Consider the following 17,525-nt stretch of genomic DNA (forward strand, 5'->3'; position numbering starts at 1 on the left):
TTCTTAATAAGGTATATAGGCCATGCCGTTTTCTATGGCGCCGATGACCTGCGCCATGTTTTCCGCGCTCTCGCTGAAACCGACCAGCAGTTCTGCGCGCGTGGCGCCCTGGTCCAGTTTAGTCATCCAGTGCGCCAGACCGGCCTGCTCCGGGTCCCGGTGCAGCACGTTATGATACAGCTCCGTGACGAATTGCTGGTCCTGCAAGGCGGTGCCGTACAGCCGTCCATATTCGACGCTGTCCAGGAAGCGGCCGGCGACGTCAAGCAGGGTCCACCCCTTGTCCAGATTGGAGATCCAGAAACCCAGGCCCGGCAGGTCCGGCTGGCGGTCGAATGCCGCCTGGTAGAGACGGTAGGCCTGGCCGCCGTGGCCGTCCACGTCCAGCGCAATATTCTGGTCCGTGAACGCCAGGCGCTCCACGTTGACCAGGGTGTCGTTGATGTCCTGCCCGTCGGTGGCCACGAAGCCGCCGAGGGACTTGCGCACCGTGAATCCGGTGCTGGCCGCAGCGTAACTCACTTCATCGATGCCGGCGCTGCCGGTGACTAAGGCGGGGCCGGGAGCCGGCGCGCCCTGCGGCTCGCCGCTGCGCACCTCGAACTGCGTGTTGATCCCCATGGCCTGCAGTTGCGCGGCGGTGTATTCCGCCGAGTTGCCGCTTTGATCGGTGACCACCGCGCCCAGCAGGTTGTACATGCCCGCCTCGGTCGCAGCCCCCAGTGAGCCGGTGTAGGAGGCGGCGTTCAGCGTGCCGTCGAAGAAAGTGTCGCTGCCGCCCACAAAACCGCCTATCGATACCGCGGAGCCGGTGAACGTGTCGAGATAGAAGTCGCGGTCGAAGAACAGGTCCACGCCCGCCACACCGCTGCCGCCGGCAGCGTCCTGCACGTGCGCGGTGAAGCTGAGCTCTTTGGCGCCGCTGCCCAGGTCCACCACGCCCGGCAGCACCAGCCCGGTCAGCACCGGCGCCGTGGTGTCCGCCACGCCGCCGGTGACGGTGACGGAGGTGCCGAAGCCCATCGCGGCGAGGTCGCTTTCAAAATAGTGGCGCACATTGCCCGCCATATCGAACACGGCGACCTCGTACACGCGGTAGACGCCGGGCGGCGTGGCGGTACTGATCGGGAACACGCGGCTGGCCGAACCGTCGCTCAAGGGGGCGGCACTGCCCGGCAAGCCGATGGTGATGGCCTGGCTGGGACCGAGCGGCGACAGCGGGGCCTGCTGCATCCAGACTTGCGCCCAGCCGGGGCCGGAGCCGCCGACTTCATCGCGCGCGTCCACCCGCAGCGCCAGGTTGCGCGGGCCCAGGCTCAGGTCCAGCGTGGAGGATATGGAAAAGCTGACGAGGCGAGGTACGGTAATGTCCATGTGGAAGTGTCCGATCGAACTGAAGAGGGAGCGGCCGCCGGCATTTTAAAAAGTGCCGCAAGGCAATATTCACCAGCCTAACCGGGTGCACCGCAACATTCAATGACGCTTCGCCACGACTAAAAGTCACTGTCGCAGCGCATCCACACGCGGAATCGCGCAGAGTTGGCGAGGTGCTATCGCCTGTTGCAACTTGTTTACTTGCGCTTCAGTTCAATTTCAAACAGCTTTGGCCATAGCTTTCCGGTTACAAACAGGCGGCGCTTGGCGCTGTCGTAGGCGATGCCGTTGAGCACATTGTCGCTGCCGGCTTCGATGCCGGCCTTGGCGGCCAGGCCGCTCAGATCTATCCAGCCGAGCACGCGGCCGCTGAAGGGGTCGATGCGGGCGATCTTGTCGGTTTGCCAGATGTTGGCGTAGATCTGGCCTTCCACCCACTCCAGCTCGTTGATCTGCGTGACCGGCTCGCCGTCGGCGGTGACGCGGATGCGGCGCGTCTGCTGCATGGTTTTCGGGTCCAGCACACGGATGTAGGCGGTGCCGTCGCTCATGTAGACGCGCTCGCCGTCGGTGGCCAGCGCCCAGCCTTCGCCGGGGTAGCTGAAGGTCTGCTTCAGCTGCAGGGTTTCGCTGTCGAAGATGAAGCCGGTCTGGCTGGTCCAGGTGAGGCCGATGATGACGTTGCCCACCGCCGTGATGCCTTCGCCGAAAAACTGCGGCGGGATGTCGGTCTTGAGCAGCACCTTGCCGGTCTCCAGCGCCACCTTGCGCACCGAGGAGCGGCCGTTCAGGCCGGTGCTTTCGTACAGGATGCCGTTCTGGAACAGCAAGCCTTGCGTGAACGCTTGCGGGTCGTGCGGGTAGCTGCGCTTGATTTCGTAGCCGTACACCGGCACGGCCGCCTGCGCCGTGCCCAGCAAGGCGCACAGCGCCAGGCCGGCTGTGGCCAGGCGCCCTGCTGCATTGCTGCGGCTCCATCCGGTGCTGCTCCATCTTTGCATGGTCATTCCATTGCGAATAAATAAGCCATGCAGTATAACGCCAGCCTCAGGTGGCCTGCTTGGTCGGCATCACCACCACTTGCATCAGGTTCACGCGCGGCGGCTGCGACGCCAGGAAACCCACCACTTCGGCCACGTCCTCCGGCTGCAGGAACTCCATGGTTTCGGCAGCGCCGGCCAGCCAGTCCAGCACGCCCTGGTGCGTGACATGGCTTTGCAGTTCGGTGGCGACGATGCCCGGCTCTATCATGGAGACGCGGATGTTCTGCTGCCCCAGCTCCACGCGCATGTGGCGCGTCAGGTGGCTGACGTAGGCCTTGGTGGCGCTGTATACGGCGAAATAGGGATAGATGTACTGGCCGGCGATGGACGAGGTGTTGATCAGGTCCACGGTCGCGCCCTGTCCAGCAGCCTGCTTCAGCTGCGGCACGAAGGCGTGGATGATGCGCATCACGCCGTCCACGTTGATGTCGATCTGCCGGCTCCACTCCTCCAGCTTGTTTTCCTCAATGGCGCCGGGCAGCATCAAGCCCGCGTTGTTGAAGACCAGGTTGGCCGGCCCCCAGGCGGCCAGCACGGCGGCAGCCGCCGCGTCGATAGTAGCCTGATCGGTGACGTCGACCGCCAGCGCCATGGCGGTGCCGCCGGCCTGCTCGATCTCAGCCACCAGGCGATCCAGCGCATCCTTGCGGCGCGCCAGCACGGCCACTTTGGCGCCGCGCGCGGCCAGCAGTTTGGCGGTGGAGCGGCCGATGCCGCTCGATGCGCCGGTGACGACGGCCACGCGGCCGGACAGTTGGGTAGCTTGGTTCATGCTGTTCTCCTTGGGTTAAATGCCGGCGACGCGGCGACAGGGAGAACTTTAAGTTTTTACGGACAACCAAAGTAGTCTATCAATACCGATACAAAGACAACCAGCAGTTGTCAATCGACGTTGCAAGCGCTCGCCAGCGCCAGCAGCTCTACGCGCGGCACCGAGTACGCCGTGCCGCCCTGCAAGCGCTCGACAGCAAAGTCGATGAAACGCCGGACGCGCCCCGGCATGTCGGCCCGCTGCGGGTAGTAGAGATGCAAGCCCATGCGCTCGCTGACGGTAGATACCAGCAGCGGCACCAGCAGACCACTGCGCAGCGGGGCGGCGGCATTGATGCTGTCGACCTGGCCGATGCCCATGCCGGCCAGCACGGCATGCATGTCGGCCTCCGGGTCGTTGCTGCACAGCACGGTGGGCATCTGTTGAAACACGGTGCCGCCATCGACCTCGAACTCCCACGGCATGGCGCGGCCGCTGCCGGGCTGGCGGTAGGCGGTGCAGCGGTGCGCCTGCAGCTCGGCGATGCTGCGCGGCGCGCCGTGCTGCGCCAGATAGGCCGGCGTGGCGCAAACGATCTGCTGCACGGCAAACAACGTGCGTCCGATCACCTGCAGGTCCGGCGGATTGCCGGCACGGAAGCCGACGTCGATGCGCTCATCGACGATGTCGCTGAAGCCCTCCGACAGAAGCAGCTCGAAGCGGATCAGCGGATAGCGCTGCTGGAACTCGGCCAGCAGCGGCATCAGCACTTTGCGGCCGACAGCGCCGGGCGCGGTGATGCGCACCACGCCCTGGTCGTCCAGCGCGGCGCTGCGGGCCCTGCCGAGCGCACCGACCAGCCCGTCCAAACCGGGCTTGACGGACTCCAGCAGGCGCTGGCCTTCTTCGGTGAGCGTGCTCTTGCGGGTGGTGCGGTGGAACAGGCGCACGCCCAGGTGCTGCTCCAGCTGGCGGATGGTCTTGCTGACCGCCTGCGGCGTGGTGTTCTGCGCCTCGGCGGCGCGGTTGAAGCTGCCCAGTTCAGCAGCCCGCACAAAGGTGGCGATGGCGCGCAGTTCGTCCATTAGCGTGGCGCGGGCGGGCTTACTGGTCCCACAAGTCGCCGGTGGGGTTGGTGCGCGGCGGCGTCACGCCGAAGTGCTGGTAGGCCGCCGCCGTGGCCACGCGGCCGCGCGGCGTGCGCTGCAGGTAGCCTTGCTGGATCAGGTAGGGCTCCAGCACGTCCTCGATGGTGTCGGCCGCTTCGCCGATGGCGGCCGCCAGGTTGCCGATGCCCACCGGGCCGCCGCCGAATTTGTACAGCACCGCTTCCAGCAGCTTGCGGTCCATCACGTCGAAGCCGACGGTGTCCACGTCCAGCATCACCAGCGCGGCGGCGGCGACGTCGCGCGTGATGTCGCCGTTGCCCTTCACTTCCGCGAAGTCGCGCACGCGGCGCAGCAGGCGGTTGGCGATGCGCGGCGTGCCGCGCGCGCGGCGGGCGATTTCGGCCGCGCCTTCCACGTCGATGCTGGCCTTGAGCAGCGCGGCGCTGCGGCTGACGATCTTGGTCAGTTCGGGCACGGTGTAGAACTCCAGCCGCGCCACGATGCCGAAGCGGTCGCGCAGCGGATTGGTCAGCATGCCGGCGCGCGTGGTGGCGCCCACCAAGGTGAACGGCTGCAGGTCGAGCTTCACGGAACGCGCCGCCGGGCCCTCGCCGATCATGATGTCGATCTGGTAGTCCTCCAGCGCCGGGTACAGGATCTCCTCGACCACCGGCGACAGGCGGTGGATCTCGTCGATGAACAGCACGTCGTTCGCTTCCAGGTTGGTCAGGATCGCGGCCAGGTCGCCCGGACGCTCCAGCACCGGGCCGGAAGTCTGGCGCAGGTTCACGCCCATTTCGCGCGCGATGATGTTGGCCAAGGTGGTCTTGCCCAGGCCGGGCGGGCCGAACAGCAGGGTGTGGTCCAGCGCTTCCTTGCGGCCGCGCGCAGCGGCGATGAAGATTTCCAGCTGGTCGCGGATCTTGGCCTGCCCGACGTATTCATCGAGATGCTTGGGGCGCAGCGCGCGTTCGATGGCTTCCTCGTTCGGCGACGAGGGCGCGGCATCGATGATGCGCTGTTCGGTGAAATTGTCGGTCTGGATGCTCATTGCTTGTGTCTACGTTAGCCCTTGGACAGCGCTTTCAGCGCCTGCTTGATGCCGTCCGACACGCCGGCGCCGGCGGGTACGGTCTTCAGCGCCAGCAGCGCTTCCTTGTCAGAATACCCCAAAGCGATCAGCGCGTTCAGGATGTCGGCCTGGGAGTCGTGCACCGGATGCGCGCCGCCGGCGCCGATGTCCGCGCCCAGCTTGCCTTTCAGCTCCAGCAGCAGGCGCTCGGCGGTCTTCTTGCCGATGCCGGGCACTTTCACCAGGCGGCCCGATTCCTGCAAGGTGACCGCTTGCGCCAGGTCGGCAATCGACATGCCGGACAGGATGGACAGCGCGGTGCGCGCGCCCACGCCGCTGATTTTAATCAGCTGGCGGAACACGGCGCGCTCCTCCGCGTTGCCGAAGCCGAACAGCAGGTGCGCGTCTTCGCGGATGGCCTGGTGGGTGAACAGCACCACCTTCTCGCCCACGCCGGGCAGGTTGTAGAAGGTGCTCATGGGCACGTCGACTTCGTAGCCGACGCCTTGCACGTCAACCAGCAGTTGCGGGGGATTTTTTTCAAGCAGGATGCCGGAGAGACGTCCGATCATGGGTTGGAACCTTAGTGAATGTGTTTAATCGACCAGGCGGCCGCGGCGCATGCGCAGGCCGGCCAGGGGACTCGCCGCCGTGCCGCCGGCCAGGCTGATCAGCGCCAGCGCATCGTGGCTGTTGGCGTGGCAGATGGCCACGCCGAGCGCGTCGGCCGCGTCCGAGCCGGGCAAGCCGGGCAGCGCCAGCAGGCGCGCCACCATGTCCTGCACCTGGGCCTTGTCGGCCTTGCCGGTGCCGACCACGGCCTGTTTCAGCTGGGTGGGCGAGTATTCCGCCACCGACAGGCCGTTGCTGACCAGCGCGCAGATTGCCGCGCCGCGCGCCTGGCCGAGCAGCAGGGTCGACTGGGGATTGACGTTGACGAAGACTTTTTCGATGGCCGAGCAGTCCGGCTGGTAGGTGGCGGCCACTTCGCTCACGCCGTCCAGGATCACCTTCAGGCGGGCCGGCAGGTCGCCCTCGCCGGACTTGATGGTGCCGGACGCGATATAGCGCAGCTTCGCGCCCTGCTTGTGGATGACGCCGAAGCCGGTGGTGCGCAAGCCTGGGTCGATGCCGAGAATAATCATGCTGGGATTGTACATCAACAACATCGCCGGCAAGCAGCAAAAGCTGTATATAAGCACAGTGCAATAAAAACGGGGCCGGACAGGTTTCCCCGTCCGGCCCCGTTCGGAGCGCTTATGGCCGCTTATTGACAGATCAATGGCGGAAGTGGCGGGTGCCGGTGTACAGCATCACCACGCCGCGCTCGTCGGCGGCGTCGATCACTTCCTGGTCGCGCATGGAGCCGCCCGGCTGGATCACGCAGGTCGCGCCGGCGTCAACCACCACGTCCAGGCCGTCGCGGAACGGGAAGAAGGCGTCCGACGCCACCACCGAACCGGTCAGCGTCAAGCCGGCGTTCTGCGCCTTGATCGAGGCGATGCGCGCGGAGTCGATGCGGCTCATCTGGCCGGCGCCCACGCCCAGCGTCATGTTGTTGCCGCAGAAGACGATGGCGTTCGATTTCACGTATTTCGCAACGCGCCAGGCGAACATCAGGTCCTGCAGCTGCTGCTGGGTAGGCTGCAGCTTGGTCACCACTTTCAGGTCGGCCAGCAGCACGTTTTTCGAGTCGGCCGACTGCACCAGCAGGCCGCCGCCCACGCGCTTGAAGTCCATGGAATTCACACCATTGCCCAGCGGGATTTCCAGCAAGCGCACGTTCTGCTTGGCCGACAGGATCTGCTTGGCTTCCGCGGTGAACGACGGCGCGATCAGCACTTCCACGAACAGCTTGGCCAGTTCGGTGGCGGCGGTGCCGTCCACTTCCACGTTGAAGGCGATGATGCCGCCGAAGGCCGAGGTCGGGTCGGTCTGCAGCGCGCGCTTGTAGGCGTCGGCCGCGTTGGCGCCCAGCGCCACGCCGCATGGATTGGCGTGCTTGACGATCACGCAGGCGGCGCTCCGGTCGAAGCCGCCCATCGACTTCACGCATTCCCACGCGGCGTCCGCGTCGGCGATGTTGTTGTACGACAGTTCCTTGCCCTGCAGCTGGGTGTAGTTGGCCAACGCGCCGGCCACCGGCGCCAGGTCGCGGTAGAACGCGGCCGACTGGTGCGGGTTTTCGCCGTAGCGCATGTCCTGCACTTTTTCAAAGTGCGCGTTCAGCGTTTGCGGGTAGGCGGCGCGGGTGGCGTGCTCGCGGTCCGGGCCCAGGCTGGACAGGTAGTTGGCGATGGCGCCGTCGTACTGCGCGGTGTGCGCGTACACCTTCTTGGCCAGCATGAAGCGGGTTTCGTAGGACACGTAGCCGGGCGCGTTGTCGGTGGTCTTCATCTCGGCCAGCACGTGGCCGTAGTCGGACGGATCGCAGATCACCACCACGTCCTTGTGGTTCTTGGCCGACGAGCGCAGCATGGCCGGGCCGCCGATGTCGATGTTCTCGATGGCGTCGTCCAGCGTGCAGCTGTCCTTGGCCACCGTGGCCTGGAACGGATACAGGTTGACCACCACCATGTCGATGGTCGGAATGCCGTGCTCTTCCAGCTTGGCCATGTGCTCCGGGAAGTCGCGGCGCGCCAGGATGCCGCCGTGCACTTTCGGGTGCAGCGTCTTGACGCGGCCATCCAGCATTTCCGGGAAGCCGGTGTAGTCGGCCACTTCGGTCACGGCGACGCCGTTGTCGGCGAGCAGCTTGGCGGTGCCGCCGGTGGACAGGATGTTGACGCCCATGGCGGACAGGGCACGGGCGAAGTCCAGGACGCCGGTCTTGTCGGAAACGGAGATGAGAGCTTGTTTAATCATGGCTGTGGCTAGGTTGTTGAATATTCTGTGGGGACAAAGGTCAACTCACCGGCCGCATTGGCCGGTCACAGCCATGCAAGCCGGGACGTCAGCGGACCTTACAGCAGGCCGTGCTCCTGCAATTTCTTTCGCAGGGTGTTGCGGTTGATACCCAGCATCTGCGCGGCATGCGACTGGTTGCCGTCGGCGCGGGTCATGACCACTTCGAGGATCGGACGTTCCACGGTCAGCACGACCATGTCATAGATGTTCGACGCCTGCTGCTCGCCCAAATCGTTGAAGTAATCTTCCAGCGATTTCTGGACGACTTCCTGAATGCTTTCTTTGCTCATTTTTATATTATTTCTGCTAATTGATCTGCCACGCCGGCGCCGTTCAGGCGGCCAGCTTTTCTTCGGCGAGGCGGTATTGTAACCGCTCGCCATACTTCCATTGGGATTCGAAAAATTCTTTAACCGACTGCAACTGTTCCTGCGTGGACTCCAGGCGGTTCATGCGCTGGCGGAATTCCTCGCCGCCTTCCAGGTCGCGCACATACCAGCCGATGTGCTTGCGCGCGGTCAGCATGCCCTTGCGCTCGCCGTAGAAGGCGTAGTGCGCCTGCAGGTGCTCGTCCATCAGTTCGGCCACTTCGGACACCAGCGGCGCGGGCAGATGGGTGCCGGTGCGCAGGTAATGATCGATCTCGCGGAAAATCCACGGACGGCCCTGGGCGGCGCGGCCGACCATGACGGCGTCCGCGCCAGTTTTGTCCAGAACAAAACGGGCTTTCTCGGGCGAGGTGATGTCGCCGTTGGCCACCACCGGGATGGCCACCGAGGCTTTCACGGCGGCGATGGTGTCGTACTCGGCATCGCCGGTGTAGCCGTCGGCGCGGGTACGGCCGTGCAGGGTCAGCATCTGGATGCCGGCCTGTTCGGCGATGCGGGCGATGCGCAGCGCGTTTTTGTTTTCGCGGTCCCAGCCGGTGCGGAATTTCAGCGTGACGGGCACGTCCACCGCGCCCACCACGGCGTGCAGGATGCGCTCGACCAGCTCCTCGTGCGGCAGCAAGGCCGAACCGCACCAGTTGTTGCACACTTTCTTGACCGGGCAGCCCATGTTGATGTCGATGATCTGGGCGCCTTTGTCAACGTTGTATTTTGCGCAATCGGCCAATTCCTGCGGGTCGGAACCGGCGATCTGCACCGCTTTCGGCTCCATTTCGCCGGCATGGTCGAGCCGGCGCGAACTTTTTTCCGAGGCCCACACGCGCGGATTCGAGGCCGCCATCTCCGACACCGCGTAGCCCGCGCCCAGCTCCTTGCACAGCTGGCGGTACGGCCTGTCCGTCACGCCCGCCATAGGGGCGACGAAGACATTGTTGCGGAGAATGTGAGGACCGATTTGCACTGGGTGAGCCTGAAAGTGGAGCGGGGAAACCGTCTATTCTAACCGAAGGTGTGCACAAATAATAAGCACTATTTATTCTGATTCCCGTGCTTGTGCAGCTTGGCAGTTATGAAAACTGTGTTTCCGTGCGGAATTTTCAATCAATTGCGGCTTAGACAATATCGTCCAGGACGAGCTGTTCCAGGTGGGCGGTCTCGCCCCAGCTTTGCAGCGCCAGCTTGCCGTTATCGAAAGTGAAACGGTTGATGCTGGCATTCTTCACCTGGAAGTCGCGCGGGCTGTCCAGGGTCATGCCGGTGGCGGCGCGGTAGGCGCATTCCAGCACGCCGCCGTGGGCGACGATGGCAATGGTGCGGCCCGGATGGCGCCCGGCCCAGGCGGCGATGCCGTCCATGCAGCGCTGGAAGAACTGGCGGAAACTCTCGGCCGCCCGCTCGCCGGCCGGCATCACGGCGTCGATGTCGCGCGCCTGCCAGGCGGCGAACTCGGCCGGATAAGTGCGTTCGATGTCGGCGTACAGCATGCCTTCGAACACGCCGTAGCAGCGCTCGCGCAGCTGAACGTCCTGCTGGACGTGGGCCCCGGCGCCGTCCTGCTGGCCGGCCACCGCCTGCGCGGTCTGCAGCGCGCGCTGCAAATCGCTGGAGATGACGGCGTGCAGCGGCTCGGCCGCCAGCGCGCGCGCCAGCGCGTCGGCCTGGCGCCGCCCTTCTTCGTTCAGTGGGATGTCGATGTGGCCCTGCAGGCGGCGCACGGCGTTCCACGCCGTCTCGCCGTGGCGTATCAATAAGATGCTGGTAGTCATGTAACCCTGGTTTAGCGCGCCTGCGGATTCAGGCTGTAGGCGCCGATGATTTGTGCTTCGTCCAGTATGTGGCCGCGCATGGCTTCGCATGCTTGCAGGCAGGTGAAACGGCCTTCGACCGGCAGGCGCGGCACGTCCAGCGCATACAGCCGGAACACATAATGGTGTACCCGCAAGTCGTTCCACGGCGGGCAGGGGCCATCATAACCGAAATAGTCGCCCGCCATGCCGGGGTCGCCCGCGAACCAGCCGGTGTAATCGTTGATGCCCTGGCGCATGCGGTGCTCCACGCCATCCAGCACGGTCAGCGCCGTGTCCGGCCCCGCTTTCCCTTTGGGCACCACGCCATCGGCCAGTTGGCCGGCGGCAATGGATGCCAGCCCGGGCGGGATGTCGGCCAGCGCCCAATGGTAGAAGTCGGCGCGCTCGTCGGCGGCGTCCAGCGTCTTGCCTTCCTGGTTGACCTTGGCCGCATTGGCCGGCGCGTCGCCGTCTATGCACAGCAGCACCAGCGAACGGGCGCCATTCGGCACCTCGCTCCAGGCCAGGTGCGGATTGCGGTTGGCGGCCAGCTTGATGCGGCTGTGCGGATCAGGCTCGGCAAACGCAAACTCGGCGGGGATGACGCCGCCCTTCTTGAAAGAATCGCTCCAGAGTTTCACCACCGCCTCCGCTTCATTGTTGCTTCGCTGTTATTTAGGCTCGACCTGCAGCCAGAACGTCACCGGGCCGTCATTGGTCAGCGACACTTTCATGTCGGCGCCGAACCGGCCGGTTGCCACGTGCGCGTGCTTCAGCCGCGCCTGGCGCACGAAATACTCGAACAGCCGCGCGCCGTCCGCCGGCGCGGCCGCCGGCGTGAACGACGGGCGCGTGCCGGACTTGGTGTCGGCCGCCAGCGTGAACTGCGGCACCAGCAGCAGGCCGCCGGCCACGTCCGTCACGCTGCGGTTCATTTTACCGGCCTCGTCCGCAAACACGCGGTAGCCCAGCAGCTTGTTCAGCAGCGCGTCCGCCTCCTTCTCGCTGTCGCCGCGCTCGGCGCACACCAGCACCATCAGGCCGGCGTCGATGGCGCCGACCGTCGCGCCATCGACCACCACGGCGGCGCTGCTGACCCGTTGCAGCAGCCCTATCATGCCGTCAAGGTGACGCGCGCGAACTTGCGCTTGCCCACTTGCAGCACGAACGTGCCGGCCTCCAGCTTCAGCGCCTTGTCGCTGACGGCGGCGCCGTCCACGCGCACGCCGCCCTGGTCCACCATGCGGGTGGCTTCCGACACCGAAGCGCACAGGCCGGTCTGCTTGAGCAGCTGGGCGATACCGGCCGGCGCGCCGGCCAGGGTGATTTCCGGCACGTCGTCCGGAATGCCGCCCTTGGAACGGTTGACGAAGTCGGCCAGCGCCTCTTCCGCCGCCTGGCGCGAATGGAAGCGCTCGACGATTTCCTGCGCCAGCGCCACCTTGGCGTCGCGCGGATTGCCGCCCTGCTCCACGGCGCCCTTCAGCGCCGCTACTTCTTCGATCGATTTCCACGACAGGAGTTCGTAGTAGCGCCACATCATGACGTCGGAAATGCTCATGATCTTGGCGAACATGGTGTTGCCCGGCTCGGTGATGCCGATGTAATTGTTCTTCGATTTGGACATTTTTTCAACGCCGTCCAAACCTTCCAGCAGCGGCATGGTCAAAATGCATTGAGGCTCCTGGCCCCAATCCTTTTGCAGTTCGCGGCCCACCAGCAGGTTGAATTTCTGGTCGGTGCCGCCAAGTTCCAGGTCGGCCTTCAGGGCCACCGAATCGTAGCCCTGCATCAGCGGGTACAGGAACTCATGCACGGAAATCGGCGTGCCGTTCTTGAAGCGCTTGGTGAAGTCGTCGCGCTCCATCATGCGCGCCACGGTGTAGCGCGAGGCCAGCTGGATCATGCCGCGCGCGCCGAGCGGGTCGCACCACTCGGAGTTGTAGCGGATTTCGGTCTTGGCCGGGTCGAGCACCAGCGAGGCCTGCTTGAAATAGGTGGCGGCGTTGGCTTCGATCTGCTCGCGCGTCAGCGGCGGACGGGTGGCGTTGCGGCCGGACGGGTCGCCGATCATGGAGGTGAAGTCGCCGATCAGGAAAATCACCTGGTGGCCCAGGTTTTGCAGCTGGCGCATCTTGTTCAGCACCACGGTATGGCCCAAGTGCAAGTCCGGCGCGGTCGGGTCCAGGCCCAGCTTGATGCGCAGCGGCACGCCGCTCTGCTCGGAACGCGCCAGCTTTTGCGCGAACTCGGATTCGATCAGCAGCTCATCGACACCGCGTTTGGTGATGGCCAGGGCTTCCTGCACGCGGTCGGACAGCGGCAGAGCGGTTTGGGTTGCAGTTACCATAAGGGAGGCACAATTCTAGTGAAAATGTAGGATGAGTCCGATAGTTTGATATAATTCGCGATCCCATCAATCTTGCCGCATGAAAATTCAACAAGACGACAACTAAAAAAATATCAAGTCCGGAACAGTTCAAGCGGTAAATTTTAACTGATTGCATGAACCCTATAAACAAATTCACAAGCCAAGGCTTGGTCAACTTGCTAGGTTCGACGCGCAAGGCGCGCATCATGAGTGCATCGGCAATTTTCCTTGCTGTGTGCGCCTTCGGTGCGGCCGGCGTCGCTCCGCTCGCGCCTGACGCGGCGGACCTGCCGGTCAAGTCAGTCTCCACCGCCCTCGAACTTCCGAACATCTCCGCGCAAATCGGCGCCCTCGAACAGCAAGAATCCACCGAAAAATACGTCCACGAAGAACGCATCCGCGCCGGCGACACGCTCGCCACGCTGATGACCCGTCTCGGCGTGGAAGACGACGCGGCCGAAACCTTCATCAAGAAGGATAAAGTGGCCAAAGGCGTCATGCAGCTGAAAACCGGCAAGCGCGTGCAAGCGCAAACCGACGAGAACGGCAACCTGGTGTGGCTGCGCGCCACCGTGGTCGACAGCAAGGACACCCCGGTCAAGAACATCCTGGTCAGCCGCAAAGGCGAAGGCTTCGAAGCCACCGAAGAAGCGGCCAAGCTGGAGCGGCGCGTCGAAATGCACGCGCGCACCATCAACTCCTCGTCCCTGTACGCGGCCACCGACGCCAGCAACGACGGCGCCAAGCTGCCCGACAGCGTGGTGCGCCAGATCGTGGAAATGTTCTCCACCAATATCGACTTCCGCTCCGACCTGAAGCGCGGCGACCATTTCAACGTGGTCTACGAAACCTTCTGGCAGGACGGCGAGTTCATCCGCGCCGGCCGCATCCTGGCCGGCGAATTCACCAACCGCGGCGTCACCTACCAGTCGGTCTGGTTTGAAGACCCGGCCAGCAACCAGGGCGGCGGCTACTACAGTTTCGACGGCAAGTCCCTGAAAAAGGCCTTCCTGAAGTCGCCGCTGGAATTCTCCCGTATCTCGTCCGGCTTCTCGATGCGCGTGCACCCGATTTCCGGCAACTGGAAAGCCCACAAGGGCATCGACTTCGCGGCAGCCACCGGCACCCCGATCCGCGCCTCCGGCGACGGCGTGGTGGACTTCGCCGGCTCGCAAGGCGGCTACGGCAACCTGGTGGTGCTGAAGCACTGGTCCAACTACACCACCGCCTACGCCCACATGAGCCGCTTTGCACCGGGCATCAAGAAAGGCAGCAAGGTCAGCCAGGGCGACGTGATCGGCTACGTCGGCAGCACCGGCTGGTCCACCGGCGCCCACCTGCACTACGAATTCCGCGTCGGCGGCGAAGCCAAGGACCCGAACAAGCTCAACGTGCAAGCGCAAGCCCCGCTGACCGCAGCCGAGCTGACCCGCTTCAAGGCCGTCTCCGGCGACATGATGCACCGCTTCGCGCTGCTGCGCCCCACCAACGCCAACGCCTCCAGCCTGGCCGCAAAATAAGTCCCCCCTCGCGGATCCGGACGGCGCCCCATCGGCGCCGTTTTTTTTCGCCCAAGCAAAATGGGGTCAGGGTTAATTATTCTGGCAATATTAACCCTGACCCCATTTCGGCTGGGGTGAGGCACAATAGAGGGAAACTATGAGGAGGTGCGTATGAGCCTGTATGTCGGCTTGATGTCGGGGACCAGCCTGGATGGCGTGGACGGGGTGCTGGTGGATTTCTGGGCCGGCGCGGCGCGCACCATGGCGGCGGCGTACGTGCCCTTCCCGCCGGCGCTGCGCGAGGAGCTGATGGCGCTGCAGGCGGCCAGCCCGAATGAGCTGGAGCGCGAGGCGCTGGCGGCCAACACGCTGGCGCAGTATTACGCGCAGTGCGTGGCGGAGGTGCTGGCGCAAGCCGAAATGAAGCCGGCCGACGTGCGCGCCGTGGGTTCGCATGGGCAGACCATACGCCACCGGCCGGAACTGGGCTTTACGCGCCAGACTGGCAACCCCGCGCTGCTGGCCGAGCTGTGCGGCATCGATGTGGTGGCGGATTTCCGCAGCCGCGACGTGGCGGCCGGCGGCCAGGGCGCGCCGCTGGTGCCCGCTTTCCACCAGGCGATGTTCAGCCAGCCGGGCAAGACGCGGGTGGTGGCCAATATCGGCGGCATCGCCAATATCAGCGTACTGCGCGCCGACGGCAAGACCACCGGCTTCGACACCGGCCCCGGCAATGTACTGATGGATAAGTGGATCGCCCGCCACCAGGGCAAGGCTTACGACGAGGACGGCGCCTGGGCCGCCACCGGCCAGGTGATACAGCCGCTGCTGGACGCCATGCTGCGCGAGCCCTACTTTGCGCTGCCGGCGCCAAAGAGCACCGGGCGCGATCTGTTCCATGCGGCGTGGCTGGATGCGCAGCTGGCGCCCTACGCGTCGGCCGCGCCGCAGGACGTGCAGGCCACCTTGACGCAGCTGACCGTGCTGACCCTGGCGAACGGGATCCGGGAGCAGGCGGCCAAGCCGGAGGCGGTGTATGTGTGCGGCGGCGGGGCCTACAACGGCGTGCTGATGCGCAGCCTGGCGGCCGAACTGGGCGTGACGGTGGAATCGACCGCCGCGCTGGGCGTCGAGCCGAACCGGGTGGAGGCGCTGGCCTTTGCGTGGCTGGCGTTCCGCTTCAATGAACGCGAGACGGGCAACCTGCCGGCGGTGACGGGTGCGCGCGGCGAACGCGTGCTGGGGGCGCTGTATCCGCGCTGAGGCGGGATGGCGGGTTGCGCTACGCTCGGCGCGCCGCGCCAACCCGCCCTACGGCGACTGGGACTTCGCAGCAGCTTACGCCGAGAACGACGAACCGCAGCCGCAGGTCGAGGTGGCGTTCGGGTTCTTGATGACGAATTGCGCGCCTTCCAGGTCGTCCTTGTAGTCGATTTCGGCGCCGATCAGGTACTGGTAGCTCATGGAGTCGATCAGCAGCTGCACGCCGTTCTTGTCCATGGTGGTGTCGTCTTCGTTGACGATTTCATCGAACGTGAAACCGTACTGGAAGCCCGAGCAGCCGCCGCCCTGCACGAATACGCGCAGTTTCAAGTCTGGATTGCCCTCTTCTTCGATCAGTTGCGCAACCTTCTGCGCGGCGCTGTCGGTGAACACGATAGGGACCGGGATTACTTCGTCTTGCACTTCAGCTACTGCATTCATGTGGTACTCCTCAAAATTCGTACGGCCATTATAGACCTTAGTCGGAACTCATGCTGTCAGGGCTTGGTTTCCTGTACCGGCTTTGGATCTGGGGCAACAGTTTTTGCCTGTTCGCCCGGCAGCGGCAGGCCGGCCTGCTTGACTATGGCCAGCAGCGCGTCGCGCTCGGCGGTCACTTGCACCAGTTCAGCCTGCACCAGCTCGAGCTGCTGCTGCGCGCTCGGCGCGCCCTGGCTGGCGCCGAAGATGCGCTGGCCCAGGTCCACGCCCCACACCAGCAGCGCGCCGCCCAGCACCAGCGCGATGGCGACCGCGGCAATGCGCTTGAACAGCGGCGCCTTCTGCTCCACCAGCACGGTTTCGGGCGCCGAGGCGCCGCGCCCCTGCCATTTTTTCGCCACGGTTTCCGCCGATTACGGCAGCAGCGCGATGTTGTTCAGGCCCAGGCCTTCTTCCAGGCCGAACATCAGGTTCATGCACTGCACAGCCTGGCCGGAGGCGCCCTTGACCAGGTTGTCCTGCACCACCAGCACGATGACGGTGTTGCCGTTGTCCGGGCGGTGCAGCGCCAGGCGCAGCATGTTGGCGCCGCGCGTGCTGCGGGTTTCAGGATGCGAGCCGAACGGCATCACGTCCACGAACGGCTGGTCCTTGTAGGCGTCTTCGAACAGCGCCTGCAGTTCCTCGTTGCTCGCGTCCTTGGTCAGCTTGGCGTACAGCGTGGAGTGCATGCCGCGTATCATCGGCACCAGGTGCGGCGTGAAGATCAGGTTGACCTTGTCGCTGCTAAAACGTTGCAGCTGGGCTACCGTTTCCGGCGTGTGGCGGTGGCCGGATACGCCATAGGCCTTGAAGTTGTCGCTGGACTCGGAGAACAGGATGCCGATCTCGGCCTTGCGGCCGGCGCCGGACACGCCGGACTTGCAGTCGGCGATCAGGTTGCCTGCATCAATCAGGCCCGCCTTCAGCAGCGGCACGAAGCCCAGCTGCATGGTGGTCGGGTAGCAGCCCGGGTTGGCGATCAGCTTGGCGCCCTTGATGTCGTCGCGGTTCAGCTCGGGCAAGCCGTACACGGCCTCTTCGATCAGCTGCGGCGCGGTGTGCGGAATCTTGTACGTCTTTTCAAATACGGCCTGGTCCTTGATGCGGAAGTCCGCCGCCAGGTCGATCACTTTCACGCCCGCCTTCAGCAGCGCCGGCGCCTGCTCCATGGCCACGCCGTGCGGGGTGGCGAAGAACACCACGTCGCACTGGGCCAGGTCGACCTTGTCCGGCGCCGAGAACGCCAGGTTGACGCGGCCGCGCAGGGAAGGATACATGTCAGCCACCGGCAAACCATCCTCTTTGCGCGACGTGATTGCCGTCAGCTGCACTTGAGGGTGGACGGCCAACAATCGCAGCAGTTCCACTCCGGTGTATCCGGTGCCGCCGACGATGCCAACTTTGATCATGTTCTTTCCTTGGGAGTTAATGAAGAGGGGACGCCCATTTTAGCAGGGCTGAAAAAAAGCCGCCC

Annotated in this window: 19 protein-coding genes; 2 read left to right on the forward strand and 17 right to left on the reverse strand. The window is 64.8% G+C overall.

From position 1 onward, the window contains the following. Positions 1-3 precede the first annotated feature (3 nt). The 14 genes from AC56DV_RS26440 to tyrS all read right to left on the reverse strand — a co-directional run bounded on the left by AC56DV_RS26440 (position 4) and on the right by tyrS (position 12,782). The gene (locus AC56DV_RS26440) at positions 4-1,374 is read right to left on the reverse strand and encodes a DUF4214 domain-containing protein (protein ID WP_496317184.1); all 1,371 of its coding nucleotides are present in this window, start codon (positions 1,372-1,374) and stop codon (positions 4-6) included. Between the two features lie 197 nt (positions 1,375-1,571). Next, positions 1,572-2,375: a glutaminyl-peptide cyclotransferase gene (locus AC56DV_RS26445; protein WP_496317185.1), complete on the reverse strand. Its 804-nt coding sequence runs from the start codon at positions 2,373-2,375 to the stop codon at positions 1,572-1,574. A 46-nt stretch (positions 2,376-2,421) separates the two neighbouring features. Next, the gene (locus tag AC56DV_RS26450; protein ID WP_496317186.1) at positions 2,422-3,189 is read right to left on the reverse strand and encodes an SDR family oxidoreductase; all 768 of its coding nucleotides are present in this window, start codon (positions 3,187-3,189) and stop codon (positions 2,422-2,424) included. Positions 3,190-3,299: 110 nt separating this feature from the next. Further along, entirely contained in the window at positions 3,300-4,253 is a 954-nt protein-coding gene (locus AC56DV_RS26455) for a LysR family transcriptional regulator (RefSeq protein ID WP_496317187.1), read from the reverse strand. 19 nt (positions 4,254-4,272) lie between these two features. Continuing rightward, entirely contained in the window at positions 4,273-5,328 is a 1,056-nt protein-coding gene (gene ruvB, locus AC56DV_RS26460; protein ID WP_496317188.1) for a Holliday junction branch migration DNA helicase RuvB, read from the reverse strand. A 14-nt stretch (positions 5,329-5,342) separates the two neighbouring features. Further along, positions 5,343-5,921, reverse strand: a complete 579-nt coding sequence (gene ruvA, locus AC56DV_RS26465; RefSeq protein ID WP_496317189.1) for a Holliday junction branch migration protein RuvA — start codon at positions 5,919-5,921, stop codon at positions 5,343-5,345. A gap of 24 nt (positions 5,922-5,945) precedes the next feature. Further along, positions 5,946-6,494 carry a crossover junction endodeoxyribonuclease RuvC gene (ruvC, locus tag AC56DV_RS26470; protein ID WP_496317290.1) on the reverse strand — a complete coding sequence of 183 codons (549 nt, stop codon included), beginning with the start codon at positions 6,492-6,494 and terminating at the stop codon, positions 5,946-5,948. 133 nt (positions 6,495-6,627) lie between these two features. Continuing rightward, positions 6,628-8,214, reverse strand: a complete 1,587-nt coding sequence (gene purH / locus AC56DV_RS26475) for a bifunctional phosphoribosylaminoimidazolecarboxamide formyltransferase/IMP cyclohydrolase (protein WP_496317190.1) — start codon at positions 8,212-8,214, stop codon at positions 6,628-6,630. A 98-nt stretch (positions 8,215-8,312) separates the two neighbouring features. Beyond that, positions 8,313-8,546 carry a helix-turn-helix domain-containing protein gene (locus AC56DV_RS26480; protein ID WP_056398400.1) on the reverse strand — a complete coding sequence of 78 codons (234 nt, stop codon included), beginning with the start codon at positions 8,544-8,546 and terminating at the stop codon, positions 8,313-8,315. Positions 8,547-8,589: 43 nt separating this feature from the next. Then, complete coding sequence (dusB, locus tag AC56DV_RS26485; RefSeq protein WP_496317191.1) at positions 8,590-9,606, reverse strand: tRNA dihydrouridine synthase DusB; 1,017 nt, start codon at positions 9,604-9,606, stop codon at positions 8,590-8,592. 151 nt (positions 9,607-9,757) lie between these two features. Next, complete coding sequence (locus tag AC56DV_RS26490) at positions 9,758-10,411, reverse strand: histidine phosphatase family protein (protein ID WP_496317192.1); 654 nt, start codon at positions 10,409-10,411, stop codon at positions 9,758-9,760. A gap of 11 nt (positions 10,412-10,422) precedes the next feature. Continuing rightward, complete coding sequence (locus tag AC56DV_RS26495) at positions 10,423-11,073, reverse strand: YbhB/YbcL family Raf kinase inhibitor-like protein (protein ID WP_496317193.1); 651 nt, start codon at positions 11,071-11,073, stop codon at positions 10,423-10,425. Positions 11,074-11,103: 30 nt separating this feature from the next. Next, positions 11,104-11,550 carry a D-aminoacyl-tRNA deacylase gene (dtd, locus tag AC56DV_RS26500; RefSeq protein WP_496317194.1) on the reverse strand — a complete coding sequence of 149 codons (447 nt, stop codon included), beginning with the start codon at positions 11,548-11,550 and terminating at the stop codon, positions 11,104-11,106. Next, positions 11,547-12,782 (reverse strand): tyrosine--tRNA ligase, encoded by a 1,236-nt coding sequence (tyrS, locus tag AC56DV_RS26505; protein ID WP_496317195.1) that lies wholly within the window; start codon positions 12,780-12,782, stop codon positions 11,547-11,549. The genes dtd and tyrS overlap by 4 nt, the downstream gene beginning before the upstream one ends. 155 nt (positions 12,783-12,937) lie before the next feature. On the opposite strand from tyrS, the gene AC56DV_RS26510 reads away from it, so the two are divergent. Next, positions 12,938-14,323: a M23 family metallopeptidase gene (locus AC56DV_RS26510; RefSeq protein WP_496317196.1), complete on the forward strand. Its 1,386-nt coding sequence runs from the start codon at positions 12,938-12,940 to the stop codon at positions 14,321-14,323. A 153-nt stretch (positions 14,324-14,476) separates the two neighbouring features. Next, on the forward strand, positions 14,477-15,568 hold the full coding sequence (locus AC56DV_RS26515) for an anhydro-N-acetylmuramic acid kinase (RefSeq protein ID WP_496317197.1): 1,092 nt from the start codon (positions 14,477-14,479) through the stop codon (positions 15,566-15,568). 75 nt (positions 15,569-15,643) lie between these two features. Here AC56DV_RS26515 and erpA read toward each other — a convergent pair whose 3' ends face one another. The 3 genes from erpA to argC are packed head-to-tail and all read right to left on the reverse strand — an operon-like array spanning position 15,644 to position 17,460. Beyond that, the gene (erpA, locus tag AC56DV_RS26520) at positions 15,644-16,009 is read right to left on the reverse strand and encodes an iron-sulfur cluster insertion protein ErpA (protein WP_161071691.1); all 366 of its coding nucleotides are present in this window, start codon (positions 16,007-16,009) and stop codon (positions 15,644-15,646) included. Positions 16,010-16,065: 56 nt separating this feature from the next. Continuing rightward, positions 16,066-16,410 (reverse strand): hypothetical protein, encoded by a 345-nt coding sequence (locus tag AC56DV_RS26525; RefSeq protein ID WP_496317198.1) that lies wholly within the window; start codon positions 16,408-16,410, stop codon positions 16,066-16,068. A 12-nt stretch (positions 16,411-16,422) separates the two neighbouring features. Beyond that, the gene (gene argC / locus AC56DV_RS26530) at positions 16,423-17,460 is read right to left on the reverse strand and encodes an N-acetyl-gamma-glutamyl-phosphate reductase (protein WP_496317199.1); all 1,038 of its coding nucleotides are present in this window, start codon (positions 17,458-17,460) and stop codon (positions 16,423-16,425) included. Positions 17,461-17,525 lie beyond the last annotated feature (65 nt).

This window comes from Massilia sp. BGA-UO-ETr-WB1 (assembly GCF_059567845.1).